Consider the following 13,314-nt stretch of genomic DNA (forward strand, 5'->3'; position numbering starts at 1 on the left):
GGGCGCCTAGCGCTGCGCGCTCTGCCAGTTCGGCGCGGCATAGACCGGCGCGTTGGACGGCGCCAGCAGCGGCCGGCCGAGAATATGGTCCGCCGCCTTCTCCGCCAGCATGATGGTCGGCGCGTTCAGGTTCGCGTTGGTGATGGAGGGCATGGCGGAGGAATCCACCACACGCAGCCCCTCCACCCCGATCACCCGCATCTGCGGATCGAGCACCGCGAAGGGGTCGGAGACCGCCCCCATCCGGCAGGTGCAGGAGGGGTGATAGGCGCTCTCCACCTTTTCCTCGACAAAGGCGTCGATCGCCTCGTCGCTGACCACCCCCGCTCCCGGCTGGATTTCCCGCCCGCGATAGGGCGCGAACGCTGACTGCGCGAAGATCTCGCGGGTGAGCCGCACGGCGGCGCGGAACTCGCTGCGGTCGTCGGGATGGGAGAGGTAGTTGAACCTTATGCGCGGCGCCTCCGCCGGATCGGCCGATTTGAGCCGCACCCAGCCCCGGCTCTTCGAGCGCATCGGCCCGACATGGGCCTGGTAGCCATGCTCGCTGGCCAGCCCCTGCCCGTCATAGGTCACGGCTAAGGGGAGGAAATGATACTGGATGTCCGGCGAGGCGACGCCGGGGCGTGAGCGGATGAAGCCGCACGCCTCGAAATGGTTGGTGGCCCCGAGCCCGTCTTTCTTCAAGAGCCAGCGCGCGCCGATCAGCCCGCGCGGGATCAGCCCCATTTTCGCGTAGAGCGTGATCGGCTGGGTGCAGGCCTGCTGGAAATAGATCTCCAGATGATCCTGCAGATTCTCCCCCACCCCCGGCCGGTGCGCCACCATCTCGATGCCGAGCGGGAGCAATTCATCGGCGCTGCCGATGCCGGAGAGCTTGAGCAGCTGCGGTGAATTGATCGAGCCGCCCGACAGGATCACCTCGCGCGCCGCCCGCACCTGATAGTGCTGCCCGCCGCGCGACCAGCGCACGCCGACCGCGCGGCGCCCCTCGAACAATATGCGCTCGACCCGCGCATGGGTCTCGACCTTCAGGTTCGCCCGCTTCATCGCGGGTTTGAGATAGGCATTGGCCGCCGACCAGCGCACCCCGTCCTTGACGGTCATGTCCATGCGGCCGAAGCCTTCCTGTTGAAAGCCGTTCACGTCCTCGCTGGCGGGATAGCCGGCCTGCTGCGCCGCCTCGATGAACGCCCGGTAGAGCGGGTTTTCCAGCGTGCCGTAGCGGGTGGCGAGCGGGCCATCGCTGCCGCGATATTCATCCCCGCCCTCGCGTCGGCTTTCCGCCCTTTTGAAATAGGGCAGCACATCGGCATAGGACCAGCCCTGCGCCCCCTCCTGCTGCCAGCGGTCGAAATCCGCCGGCGCGCCGCGCATATAGACGAGGCCGTTGATCGAGGACGAGCCGCCGAGCACCTTGCCGCGCGGGCAGTGCATCCGCCGCCCGCCCAGGCCCGGCTCGGGCTCGGTCTCATACATCCAGTTGTATTTCTTCATGTTCATCGGGATGGAGAGCGCGCTCGGCATCTGGATGAACACGGAACGGTCGGAGCCGCCATATTCCAGCACGAGAACGCGGTTGCTTCCGTCCGCGCTCAGCCGGTCGGCCAGCACGCAGCCGGCCGAGCCGGCGCCGATGATGACAAAGTCATAGAGGTCGTGCGCGCCGCTCTGCATCAGTAAGGCGCCTCGACGCGGCCGAGATTGACATAGACGCTCTTCAGCTGGGTGTAGTGCTCGATCGCCGCCTTGCCGTTCTCGCGCCCGAGGCCGGACTGCTTGGCGCCGCCAAAGGGCAGTTCGATCGGCGTGATGTTGTAGGCGTTGATCCAGCAGGTGCCGGCCTGCAACTGCGCGATCACCCGGTGCCCGCGCGCCAGATCCCTGGTGAACACGCCGGCGGCGAGACCGAACTCGGTGTCGTTGGCCCGGGCGATCACCTCGTCCTCCCCGGTGAAGGACAGCACGGCCATGACCGGCCCGAAGATTTCCTCGCGCACGATGCTCATCGCCTCGGTGCAGCCATCGAACACGGTGGGGGCTATGAAGCAGCCCTTGGCCAGCGCGCCCGTCGTGACACGGTGGCCGCCCACCAGCAGCGTCGCGCCCTCGGCTTTGCCCTTGGCAATGTAGCGGAGCACCTTTTCCATGTGCTCGGGCGAGATCAGCGCGCCGACATGGGTGGCCGGGTCGAGCGGGTCGCCGACCACCATCTTCGCCATGCGCGCGGTGAGCTTTTCGAGGAAGGCGGCGCGCACGCTCTCGTGCACGAAGACGCGGGTGCCGTTGGAACAGACCTCGCCAGCGGAATAGAAATTCGCCAGCAGCGCGCCCGATACCGCGTCGTCGAGATCGGCATCCTCGAACACGATCAGCGGCGATTTTCCGCCGAGTTCCAGCGTCACATATTTCAGCGTGCCGGCGGCATCCGCCATCACACGTCTGCCGGTGCCGACCTCGCCGGTGAGCGAGACCTTGGCGATGGCGGGGTGGCGGGTGAGCAGGCGGCCGGTATCGGCAAAGCCCTGCACCACGCTGAACACGCCCTCCGGCACGCCGGCCTCGGCATAGATTTCGGCCAGCTTCAGCGCGGTGAGCGGGGTCAGTTCCGCCGGCTTGAAGATCATCGCATTACCGCAGGCGAGCGCCGGGGCGGATTTCCAGCAGGCGATCTGCAGGGGATAGTTCCACGCGCCGATGCCGGCGACGATGCCCAGCGGCTCGCGGCGGGTATAGCCGAAGGCGCTGGGGCCCAGATCCACATGCTCGCCCGAGAGGCCGGCGGCGAGCCCGGCGTAATATTCGAGGCAGTCGGCGCCCGAGAGCACGTCGACCACGCTGGTTTCCTGGATCGGCTTGCCGGTGTCGAGCGTCTCCAGATGCGCCAGCTCGTCATTGCGGGCGCGCAGCAGGTCCACCGCGCGCTTGAGCACGCGGCCGCGCTCGGCCCCGGTCATCGCGCCCCAGATCTTCTGGCCCTTGCGCGCGGCAACGACCGCCGCCTCGACCTCTGCCTCGCCGGCAATCTCGATTTCCGCCAGCACCTCGCCGGTGGCGGGGTTGGCGGTGGTGAAGGTGGCGCCGCCATGCGGGCGGTACTGCCCGCCAATATGGTTGGCGTGCAGGGGAGGACGGCTGGTCATGGTCGCGGGTCCGTTGGTGGGGGGCGCCGGCGCGGCGGCGGCAATCTGGGCATCGACGAAAAGCGAGGCGACCTGCCGGGCGCTGACCGAATCGGTCTCGCCGGCGGCGGAAAGCGAGGAGCGCAGCCACAGCCCGTCGATGATGGCGGCGATGGTGATGGCGATGCGGTGGACATCACCGGGCGCGACCAGCCCGCGCAGATCGTGGCGCAGATTGGCCAGCATGCGGGCCTGATAGATGCGCTGCACCCGGCGCAGCCGCTCGGAATGCAGCACCTGCCCCCAGAAGGCGAGCCAGACGCTTGAGGTGCGCTGGTCAAACTCCTCCGGCGCCAGATTGGCGTCGATCAGCGCCTGCACCCGGGCGCGGGGGGTCGACGCGGCGCCGAGCCGCTGCGCCGTGGCCCGGCACAACCGCAGCGAGAGGTGACGCAGCGTCGCCTCCAGCAACCCGTCCTTGTCGCCGAAATAATGCGCCACCAGCCCGGGGGAGACACCGGCCCGCCGGGCGATCTGCGCCAGGGTCGAAGCGTTGAAGCCGATTTCCGCGAGCGATTCGATGGTGGCGTCGATCAGCTGGCGACGGCGCACATCTTCCGGCGCGCGCCGGCGGGTGTCGTCCACACGCGACTCACTGGCCTGATCGTCCACCTCATCGAACCGCGCCTGAGGCTTCTGCACCTGCGCATTCGCCCGGGCCACCGGCACCTCCTGATCGACGCGAAGGGAGCTATTGAATGATCGTACAATACATGGATCAAACGTGCCGGCAATCCCCGCCCGGCCCGGCATGGAATACCGGCGACGGGCGCGTCGCAATGCTTCTGCGGCCGTGGCGCAATTTGGCAAACGCCGTGAAAAGCGGCGTAAATTCGTCGTTTCTGGGCAAAGATTGCGCGTGACAAATGGTCCGATCGCGTTTTGAATAGCTGTTCAAAAGAAGCCTCCAGAGGCCGCATCCGGGCGGAGCGGGCAGGGCCCTAAAGGGTACCGAGACACCCCGCCGTCCCCGACTTGTCGATTCCGGCCGTACCGGGCTTGGCGTTAGGCCATGCCGGTTCCATGATCCTGCCAGGATGCCAACGGGAACAACAATGATGCGCATGCTCAATTTCATGGCCGCCGCCGCCCTAGGATTGGCGCTCGGCCTCGCTCCCCAGCCCCGCGACGAGGCCCAGGCCGCCGAGCCGGCGGCCTGCAAGACGGTCCGCTTCGCCGATGTCGGCTGGACCGACATCACCGCCACCACCGCCCTCGCCTCTTCGATCCTGGAAGCCCTCGGCTACACCCCGAAGACGCAGGTTCTTTCGGTGCCGGTGACGTATAAATCCATGCAGACCAAGGATATCGATGTCTTCCTCGGCAATTGGATGCCAACCATGGAAGCCGATCTGAAGCCCTATCGCGACGACAAGAGCGTCGAGGTCATCGGCGTTAATCTGGAAGGCGCCAAGTACACGCTGGCGGTGCCGACCTACCTCTACGACGAAGGCCTCAAGTCCTTCGCCGATATCGCCAAGTTCAAGGACAAGCTCGGCGGCAAGATCTACGGCATCGAGCCGGGCAATGACGGCAACCGTCTGATCCTCGACATGATCAAGGACGACAAATACGGCCTGAAGGGCTTCGACCTCGTTGAATCCAGCGAGCAGGGCATGCTCGCCCAGGTCGAGCGGGCGTCCCGCCGCAAGGAAGCCATCGTCTTCCTCGGCTGGGAACCGCACCCGATGAACGCCAAGTACAAGATGAGCTATCTCACCGGCGGCGACGATGTGTTCGGCCCGAATTATGGCGGCGCGACCATTTATACCAATACCCGCACCGGCTATACCAGTGAATGCCCGAATGTCGGCACGCTGATCAAGAACCTGAAATTCTCGCTCGACACCGAGAATGTGGTGATGGGCTATATCCTGCTCGACGGCATGGAGCCCGCTAAGGCGGCCGACAAGTGGCTGAAGGCCAACCCGACCGTGTGGGAGCCCTGGCTCGCCGGCGTCACCACCATCGACGGCAAGCCCGCCGTCCCGGCGGTGAAGGCCGCGCTCAAGCTCTGAGCACATGATGGCTCCCCTCCGCGCGCGAGGGAGCCACGTCAGGCCGTCATCCCCGGGCCTCGCCCCGGGATGACAGCCTTCGGCCTGAGGGCGAGCAACGCGAACGACTGAGTTGGCCGGGTCAAGCCCGGCCATGACGAGGGATAGCAACGCCGGAGGTCCGCTCGGCCACGGCGAGATAAATTTGCTCATCGCCGCGGGGGGACGCAACCGATGTATGACTGGCTGACCGAGCACAAGATTCCGCTGGGACTCTGGCTCCGCGACTTCGTCGACCTGCTCACCACCCATGGTCAGGGCTTCTTTGATTTCGTCTCGCTGGTGCTGGGCGCGCTGATCGGCGGCTTCACCGAAGCGCTGCTCTGGGTGCCGCCGCTGCTCCTCATCGCGCTGTTCGGCCTCGCCGCCTGGCTGGTGCACCGCTCCATCGGGCTGGTGGTGTTCATCGTCGGCGCGCTGCTCCTCGTCACCAATCTCGGCTACTGGTCGGCGACGATGGAGACGCTCTCACTGGTCATCTGCGCCACGCTGGTCTGCGTCGTCGTCGGCGTCCCGATCGGCATCGCCGCCGCGCACCGGCCCTGGCTCTACACCGCCATCCGGCCGATCCTCGATTTGATGCAGACCATCCCGACCTTCGTCTATCTCATTCCCACGCTTGTGCTTTTCGGGCTGGGCGCGGTGCCGGGGCTGATCTCGACCGTCATCTTCTCCATTCCCGCCCCGATCCGCCTCACCCATCTCGGCATCTCCTCGGTGCCGCCGGCGCTCTATGAAGCCGGCAAGGCCTTCGGCGCCACCAAGACCCAGCTGCTGTTCAAGGTGGAGCTGCCCTATGCGCTGCCCACCATCATGGCCGGCATCACCCAGTGCATCATGCTCAGCCTGTCCATGGTGGTCATCGCCGCTCTGGTCGGCGCCGACGGCCTCGGCAAGCCGGTGGTGCGGGCGCTGAATTCGGTGAACATCGCCATGGGCTTCGAGGCTGGCCTCGCCATCGTCGTCCTCGCCATCGTGCTCGACCGCGTCTGCAAGCGGCCCGAGCGGCGCTCGCGAAAGGGTTGAGCCATGCCCGCCGTTGAATTCCGCAACATCGACATCGTCTTCGGCGCCGACCAGAAGAACGCCTTGAGGCTGATCGACGAGGGCCGCTCACGCGACGAGATCCTCGCCGCCACCGGGGCCGTGCTCGGCGCGGCGGGGGTGAGCCTGGCCATTGAGCGTGGCGAGATCTGCGTGCTCATGGGCCTCTCCGGCTCCGGCAAGTCCACCATCCTGCGCGCCATCAACCGGCTGAACGAGGTGGCCCGCGGCGAGGTGCTGGTCGAGCATAACGGCGCCGCCATCGACGTCGCCCGCTGCAGTGAGGACACGCTGCGCGACATCCGCATGCACACCGTGTCCATGGTGTTCCAGCAGTTCGGCCTGCTGCCCTGGCGCACCGTGCGCGACAATGTCGGCTTCGGGCTGGAACTGCGCGGCGGCATGAGCGCGGCCGAGCGCAACCGCATCGTCGACGAGAAGCTGGCCATGGTCGGCCTGACCAACTGGGCCGAGAAATACACCAACGAGCTCTCCGGCGGCATGCAGCAGCGCGTCGGCCTCGCCCGCGCCTTCGCCACCGATGCCGACATATTGCTGATGGACGAGCCGTTCTCCGCGCTGGATCCGCTGATCCGCGACAAACTGCAGGACGAGCTTCTCGATCTGCAGCGGCGCATTCAGAAGACCATCGTCTTCGTCAGCCACGATCTCGACGAGGCGCTGAAGCTCGGCAACAAGATCGCCATCATGGAGGGCGGACGCATCGTCCAGGCCGGCACGGCGGAGGACATATTGCTGCGCCCGGCCACCGCCTATGTCGCCGAATTCGTCAAGCACATGAACCCGCTGAACGTGCTGCGCGGCACGGCTGTGATGCGCCCGGCCGCCAGCCTCGCCCGCCAGGGCGACGAGGTGGTGCTCGACAAGGGCGGACGGGTGAAGGTGAAGGTGGACGCCGAAGGGCGGCCCATCTCGCTCGATCTCGACGGCCGCCAGGGCGTGCTCGCCTCGGCCGATGGCGAGGCCGGCCTGATCGACGACAAGCTGGCGCATGATGCCGACTGCATCGTCGCCCCGGTCGACCTCAAGCTGAAGGCGGCGATCGAGCTGAAGCGCCACACCGACCTGCCGATCCTGCTTGTCGACAGCCTCGGCCGCCTCGCCGGCCTGTGCGACGATGACGAGATCTATCGCGGATTGCTCAGAAGGCTGGACGGCTGAGGGGCAAGGCCCTCTCCCCCGACGGGAGCGGGAACATCGCGCTGCCGCGATAGCCTCAAGCATCATGCCGGATGCGCAACCGGCCGTCATCCCCGGGCGCGACCCGGGGATCCACGCCTTCACCTCATCAGGAATCGTGGATGGCCGGGACAAGCCCGGCCATGACGGCGCGAGGGGAATTAATGGGCGACGGTTCTCGGCAAGCGAACGGCCCTACGCCGCCGCCAGCCCGACCGCTTCCACCACGTCGTTGACCACGGCCTCGACCAGGTCGCGATTGTCGCCTTCGGCCATCACCCGGATCACCGGCTCGGTGCCGGAGGGGCGGATCAGCAGCCGGCCATGGCTGTTGAGCTTGAGCTCGGCGGCGGCGATCGCCTTGAGCACGCCGTCATTCTCCAGCGGCCGGCCGCTCTTGTAGCGCACATTGCGCAGGATCTGCGGCAGCGGCTCGAAGCGGTGGCACACCTCCGAAACCGGCCGCTGCCGGCGCTGCACCATGGCGAGCACCTGCAGCGCCGCCACCAGGCCATCGCCGGTGGTCGAATAATCCGACAGGATGATGTGGCCGGACTGCTCGCCGCCGACATTGAAGCCGTGGGCGCGCATGTGCTCCAGCACATAGCGGTCGCCCACCGGCGTGCGGGCGAGCGTCAGGCCGAGATCGGCCAGATGGCGCTCCAGGCCGAGATTGGACATCACGGTGGCGACGATGCCGTTGCGCGAAAGCCGCCCATCCTCGTGGAAGCTCTCGGCCACCACGGCCATCAGCTGGTCGCCATCCACCAGCCGCCCCTTCTCGTCGACAATCAGCACCCGGTCGGCGTCGCCATCCAGCGCAATGCCGATATCGGCCCGCACTTCCCGCACCTTGGCCGCCAAGGCCTCGGGCGCGGTGGAGCCGACATCGCGGTTGATGTTGAAGCCGTCCGGTTGGTCGCCAATGGTGATGACCTCGCAGCCGAGTTCCCACAGCGCTTCCGGGGCGACGCGATAGGCCGCGCCATTGGCGCAGTCGACCACCACCCTCAGGCCGTCAAAGGACTGGTTGCGCGGCAAGGTGCGCTTGGCGAACTCGATATAGCGGGCGTGCACGCTTTCGATGCGCTTGGCGCGGCCCATATCGGCGGGCTGGGCGAGCATGCTGCCCATGTCGCCGCTGATCAGCGCCTCGATCCGGGTTTCCAGCTCGTCGGACAGCTTGTAGCCGTCGGGGCCGAACAGCTTGATGCCGTTATCGTCATAGGGGTTGTGCGAGGCGGAGATCATCACCCCGAGATCGGCGCGCATGGAATGGGTGAGCATCGCCACCGCCGGGGTCGGCATCGGGCCGAGCAGCAGCACATCCATGCCGACGGCGGTAAAGCCGGCGACCAGCGCGTTCTCGATCATGTAGCCGGAAAGGCGCGTGTCCTTGCCGATGACGACACGGTGGCGGTGGTCGCCGCGCTGGAACACCAGCCCGGCGGCCATGCCGACCCGCAGCGCGAGTTCCGGCGTGATGATGCCGTTGGCCCGGCCGCGAATCCCGTCGGTGCCGAATAATGTGCGTGCCATGCCCTGCCTCATGCGAATCGACGCCGTCCCGGTGCGCCATCGGCGCGTCGGTTCTTACTCTTCTCTATCATCGAGCCTACACGCAAGGGTTTCACAAAGTGTAAGCGTTCATTGCGGCGCCGGCCCGGCCGTCAAAGACGCCGCTTGACGCCGGCGCGACCAGGATCACGCGATCTTATCTCGCGGGATACTTCGCCCGCCTGCCGCTCGGCGCGGTCGCCGACAAATAAAAAGGGAAGATCTGCTTGCGCAGACCTTCCCCTCAATTAACCCCGCGACGGGGATCACGCCTGCGGCTGCGGCTCCATGCCGGCATCCGGGCGCGGCGGGCGGTTCTTGCCGGCGCTCGGCACCACCGAACCGCGCGTATTGGCGGGCTCGATGGTGGTGTCGCGCACCGGCGCATTGCCGTCGAGCAGGCCGATGATTTCGTCACCGGACAGCGTCTCATATTCGAGCAGGCCGCGCGCCAGGATTTCCAGCCCGTCCTTGCTCTCGGTCAGGATGCGCTTGGCCTCGGCATAGCCTTCGTCCACCAGCCGACGCACCTCGCTGTCGATGGTCTGCGCCGTGGCTTCGGAAACGTTCTGCTGGCGCTGCATCGACATGCCGAGGAACACCTCGTCATTGTTCTCGCCATAGGCGACATTGCCCAGCTTGTCCGAGAAGCCCCAGCGCGTCACCATCATGCGGGCGAGGCGGGTGGCCTGCTCGATGTCGGAAGCCGCGCCTGACGTCACCTTCTCGGGGCCGAAGATCAGCTCCTCGGCGACGCGACCACCCATCATGATGGCGAGGCGCGAGGTCATCTGCTCATAGGACATGGAGAGCTTGTCGCGCTCCGGCAGCTGCATCACCATGCCGAGCGCACGCCCGCGCGGGATGATCGTGGCCTTGTGCACCGGATCGGTCGCCGGAACCTTCAGCGCGACGATGGCATGGCCGCCCTCGTGATAGGCGGTCAGCATCTTCTCGTCCTCGGTCATGACGAGCGAGCGGCGTTCCGCACCCATCATCACCTTGTCCTTGGCGTCCTCGAAGTCGCTCATCGTGACCATGCGCTTGTTGCGGCGCGCGGCCATGAGGGCGGCTTCGTTGCAGAGGTTGGCGAGATCGGCACCGGAGAAGCCGGGCGTGCCGCGGGCGATCACCTTGAGGTTCACGTCAGGCGCGACCGGGATCTTGCGGGCATGCACCTTGAGGATCTGCTCGCGGCCGACCACGTCCGGGTTCGGCACCACGACCTGACGGTCGAAGCGGCCGGGACGCAGCAGCGCCGGGTCGAGCACGTCCGGACGGTTGGTCGCGGCAATGAGGATGATTCCCTCATTGGCCTCGAAGCCATCCATCTCGACGAGGAGCTGGTTCAGCGTCTGCTCGCGCTCATCATTGCCACCGCCGAGGCCGGCGCCACGATGGCGGCCGACCGCGTCGATTTCGTCGATGAAGATGATGCAGGGCGCGTTCTTCTTCGCCTGCTCGAACATGTCGCGCACGCGGCTGGCGCCGACGCCGACGAACATCTCGACGAAGTCGGAACCGGAAATGGTGAAGAACGGCACATTCGCCTCACCCGCGATGGCACGGGCGAGCAGCGTCTTGCCGGTGCCGGGCGGGCCGACCAGCAGCACGCCGCGCGGAATGCGTCCGCCGAGCCGCTGGAACTTCTGCGGGTCACGCAGGAAGTCGACGATCTCGGTGAGGTCGCTCTTGGCCTCGTCGATGCCGGCCACGTCCTCGAAGGTCACGCGGCCATGCGCCTCGGTCAGCAGCTTGGCGCGGCTCTTGCCGAAGCCCATCGCCTTGCCGCCCGCGCCGCCCTGCATCTGCCGCGACAGGAAGATCCAGACGCCGATCAGCGCGATGAAGGGGAGCCAGGAGATCAGCAGGCTGACGAACCACGGCACATTGTCAGTCAGCGGCTTGGCGGTGATCGACACGCCCTTGCCGTACAGACGCTGGATCAGCGAGGGATCATTGGGCGAATAGGTCTGGAAGGTGCGCCCGTCGGTGAAGGTGCCGGTAATCTCCGGCCCCTGGATCACCACGTCGCGCACGCGGCCCTGATCGACCTCATTGAGCAGCTGCGAGAAGCTGACATCGTTCGTCGCCTGACGCTGCGCCGGATTCTGGAACAGCGAAAACAGCGCCAGAAGCAGAAGAACGATGATCACCCAGAGGGCGAAATTCCTGATATTGGCGTTCATCATGTCCCTTTCGGCGTCGGATTTGACCGACGCGCGGGCACCGCCGGCGCTGGCGGCCCTCCCTTGTCGCTCCGTAATTTAGGTGGCGCAGGGGTAATTGCCAAGATGCCGGGAGCAAGGCACCTGCGACCTTCCGCGCAAATCGGCGTCACCGGGCGGAACCGGAGGGTCGCCGTGCGGGCGCGGGAGCCAGTGTGACACTCCGCCGGTTCACCCGCACCACCGCCCCAGCGAGGGTGCGGGCGCCCTGCTCGTCTCGCCCCAGCCCGGCGATAAAAGCCAGCAGCGCCTCCAGCTTGCCAAGCTCCACCGCCCCCGTGCCCACCGCCGCGACCGCCCGCCCGAGCAGGCGCAGGGCGATCTCCTCGGGAAGGGCGGCAAGCCCGGCGCGGGGAAAAGCCAGCGGCTCCTCCCCGTCGCGCCATGCCGGCCAGAGAGCGGCAGCGGCGGCGTCTGTCGCCGCCTCCAGCGCCGCCTCGGCCCGGGCCATGCGGCGCGCCAGGCGCTCCACGGCGGCGGCATCAAGGCCTTCCGCCGCCAGCAAGGGCAGCAGCGCCCGCAGGCGCACCCGGGCAAAGCGCGGATTGCTGTTCGAGGGGTCCTCGGCACAGCCGACGCCGGCCGCCTGGCAGAGCGCGACCAGTTCAGCCTTCGGTCGGCCGAGCAGCGGACGCAGCAGCGTCAGCGTTCCCAGCGGGCGCTCGGCGGGAATGCCGGCCAGCCCGCCAATGCCGGAACCGCGCATCAGCCGAAAAAGCACCGTCTCAGCCTGGTCGTCGCGCGTGTGGGCGGTGGCAAGCGCGCTGGCGCCGATCGCCGCCGCATAGGCGGCCAGCGCGTCATAGCGCGCATCGCGTGCCGCCTCCTGCAGGCGGGTGCCCGGCAGCGGGGCGGCAAGGTCGAGAACGGCGTGCGGCAGGCCCAGACGCTGCGCCAGCGCGGCGACATCCCGCGCCTCGGCGCGTGATTCGGCCCTCAGGCCATGGTCCACTGTGGCAACGTGCAGCCGGGTCGTCGCGCCGCACTGGGTGCGCCAGCGATGGGCCAGCAGCAGCAGCGCGGTCGAATCGGGTCCGCCTGACACCGCGAGCAGAACATCGGCATGAGCAGTGAAGGGCGCAAAGAGCGCCGCGAGGCCGGCCGCGTCAGGGCCGTTGGCAGGGTCGGCGGGCGCGGCCTCAGCAGCCGGCGCGCTTCTGCTCACGCTCCACCCCCTGCTTCACCGTTGCCGAAGCGCGCGGGTATTTGTTGCCGACAGCGTTCAGCGTCGCGCAGGCAGCGTCTTTCTCGCCGATCGCCGCGAGCGACTGGCCGAGCCGCAGCAGGGCATCCGGCGCCTTCACCGCATTGGGGAAGTCGGTCGACACTTTGAGGAAATTCTGCGCCGCTTCCTTGTAGGATTTGCGCAGATACTGGCTCTCGCCCAGCCAGTAATAGGCGTCCGGCGTGGCGCGGTCCGTTGGGTAGAGCTTGACGAACTGCTCGAAGGTCTGGCCCGCGCCGGCATAATCCTGGCGCTGGAGCGCGCCGAAGCCGAGGTCGAACATCTCCTTCGGAGAGGCTGCCGGCTGGGCGCCCGCCGCGGCGCCCGACAGGGTGCCGAGGTCCATCGGCGCGCCGCTCGGGGCGGTGGCTCCCAGCGGGCGCGGCGCACCGGCCGCCCCTGCCTGCGCGGCGGGATCGAACACGTCGGGCCGGCCGGCAGCAGCAGCCGGCCCGGCGCCGGTGCCGCCCTGCAGCAGCCGCACCTGCTGCTCAAGCTGCTGGTTGCGGAATTGCAGCTGCTCCATCTGGCCGGTCATCTGCCGCAGCTGGTTTTCCAGCCGGTCGATTCGGGTGAGGAGGCTGTCGGTTTCTTCAACCTGCGCCGGCTGGTTGCCCGCGCGCACCTGTCCCGGCGGCTTGAAGAGATTGCCGAAGAAATTGTTGTCCGCCTGCGCCTGCGCGGCCTCGAACGGCGCGGAAGAGGCAGCGAGAGCGGCGACAAGAACGAGAGCGGCGAAGCGAAGCGGGCGGACGGTCATCATGGCCATGCACTGGAACGGGAGCAGCGGAGCGGCGGCAGGAGGCCGCGCGCTTTCCATT

Annotated in this window: 9 protein-coding genes; 3 read left to right on the plus strand and 6 right to left on the minus strand. The window is 67.4% G+C overall.

Annotated features, from left to right (window positions below; all coding sequences use genetic code 11):
- Positions 1-6: 6 nt before the first annotated feature.
- Positions 7-1,677, minus strand: a complete 1,671-nt coding sequence (gene betA, locus A3M1_RS0104055; RefSeq protein ID WP_018387679.1) for a choline dehydrogenase — start codon at positions 1,675-1,677, stop codon at positions 7-9.
- Positions 1,677-3,845: a betaine-aldehyde dehydrogenase gene (gene betB, locus A3M1_RS24915; RefSeq protein ID WP_018387680.1), complete on the minus strand. Its 2,169-nt coding sequence runs from the start codon at positions 3,843-3,845 to the stop codon at positions 1,677-1,679. The genes betA and betB overlap by 1 nt, the downstream gene beginning before the upstream one ends.
- Positions 3,846-4,237: 392 nt before the next feature.
- Between betB and A3M1_RS0104065 the strand changes: the two genes are divergently transcribed.
- The 3 genes from A3M1_RS0104065 (at position 4,238) to choV (ending at position 7,465) form a co-directional block, all read left to right on the plus strand.
- Positions 4,238-5,200, plus strand: coding sequence for a choline ABC transporter substrate-binding protein (locus A3M1_RS0104065; RefSeq protein WP_018387681.1), 963 nt, complete (start codon positions 4,238-4,240; stop codon positions 5,198-5,200).
- Between the two features lie 213 nt (positions 5,201-5,413).
- Entirely contained in the window at positions 5,414-6,265 is an 852-nt protein-coding gene (gene choW / locus A3M1_RS0104070) for a choline ABC transporter permease subunit (protein ID WP_018387682.1), read from the plus strand.
- Between the two features lie 3 nt (positions 6,266-6,268).
- On the plus strand, positions 6,269-7,465 hold the full coding sequence (gene choV, locus A3M1_RS0104075) for a choline ABC transporter ATP-binding protein (RefSeq protein WP_018387683.1): 1,197 nt from the start codon (positions 6,269-6,271) through the stop codon (positions 7,463-7,465).
- Between the two features lie 213 nt (positions 7,466-7,678).
- Here choV and glmM read toward each other — a convergent pair whose 3' ends face one another.
- The 4 genes from glmM to ybgF form a co-directional block, all read right to left on the minus strand.
- Complete coding sequence (glmM, locus tag A3M1_RS0104080) at positions 7,679-9,022, minus strand: phosphoglucosamine mutase (protein WP_018387684.1); 1,344 nt, start codon at positions 9,020-9,022, stop codon at positions 7,679-7,681.
- Between the two features lie 284 nt (positions 9,023-9,306).
- The gene (gene ftsH, locus A3M1_RS0104085; RefSeq protein ID WP_026221128.1) at positions 9,307-11,229 is read right to left on the minus strand and encodes an ATP-dependent zinc metalloprotease FtsH; all 1,923 of its coding nucleotides are present in this window, start codon (positions 11,227-11,229) and stop codon (positions 9,307-9,309) included.
- A 148-nt stretch (positions 11,230-11,377) separates the two neighbouring features.
- Positions 11,378-12,433 carry a tRNA lysidine(34) synthetase TilS gene (gene tilS / locus A3M1_RS0104090; protein ID WP_018387686.1) on the minus strand — a complete coding sequence of 352 codons (1,056 nt, stop codon included), beginning with the start codon at positions 12,431-12,433 and terminating at the stop codon, positions 11,378-11,380.
- Positions 12,408-13,262 carry a tol-pal system protein YbgF gene (gene ybgF / locus A3M1_RS0104095; RefSeq protein WP_245261564.1) on the minus strand — a complete coding sequence of 285 codons (855 nt, stop codon included), beginning with the start codon at positions 13,260-13,262 and terminating at the stop codon, positions 12,408-12,410. The genes tilS and ybgF overlap by 26 nt, the downstream gene beginning before the upstream one ends.
- Between the last annotated feature and the right edge of the window lie 52 nt (positions 13,263-13,314).

It is taken from the genome of Ancylobacter sp. FA202 (genome assembly GCF_000380205.1).
Taxonomy (GTDB): domain Bacteria; phylum Pseudomonadota; class Alphaproteobacteria; order Rhizobiales; family Xanthobacteraceae; genus Ancylobacter.

Coding starts and splice junctions, on each gene's coding strand:
- betA (WP_018387679.1), bottom strand. CDS start 1,677: ATGCAGAGCGGCGCGCACGACCTCTATGACTTTGTCATCATCGGCGCC.
- A3M1_RS0104065 (WP_018387681.1), top strand. CDS start 4,238: ATGATGCGCATGCTCAATTTCATGGCCGCCGCCGCCCTAGGATTGGCG.
- choW (WP_018387682.1), top strand. CDS start 5,414: ATGTATGACTGGCTGACCGAGCACAAGATTCCGCTGGGACTCTGGCTC.
- choV (WP_018387683.1), top strand. CDS start 6,269: ATGCCCGCCGTTGAATTCCGCAACATCGACATCGTCTTCGGCGCCGAC.
- glmM (WP_018387684.1), bottom strand. CDS start 9,022: ATGGCACGCACATTATTCGGCACCGACGGGATTCGCGGCCGGGCCAAC.
- ftsH (WP_026221128.1), bottom strand. CDS start 11,229: ATGAACGCCAATATCAGGAATTTCGCCCTCTGGGTGATCATCGTTCTT.
- ybgF (WP_245261564.1), bottom strand. CDS start 13,262: ATGGCCATGATGACCGTCCGCCCGCTTCGCTTCGCCGCTCTCGTTCTT.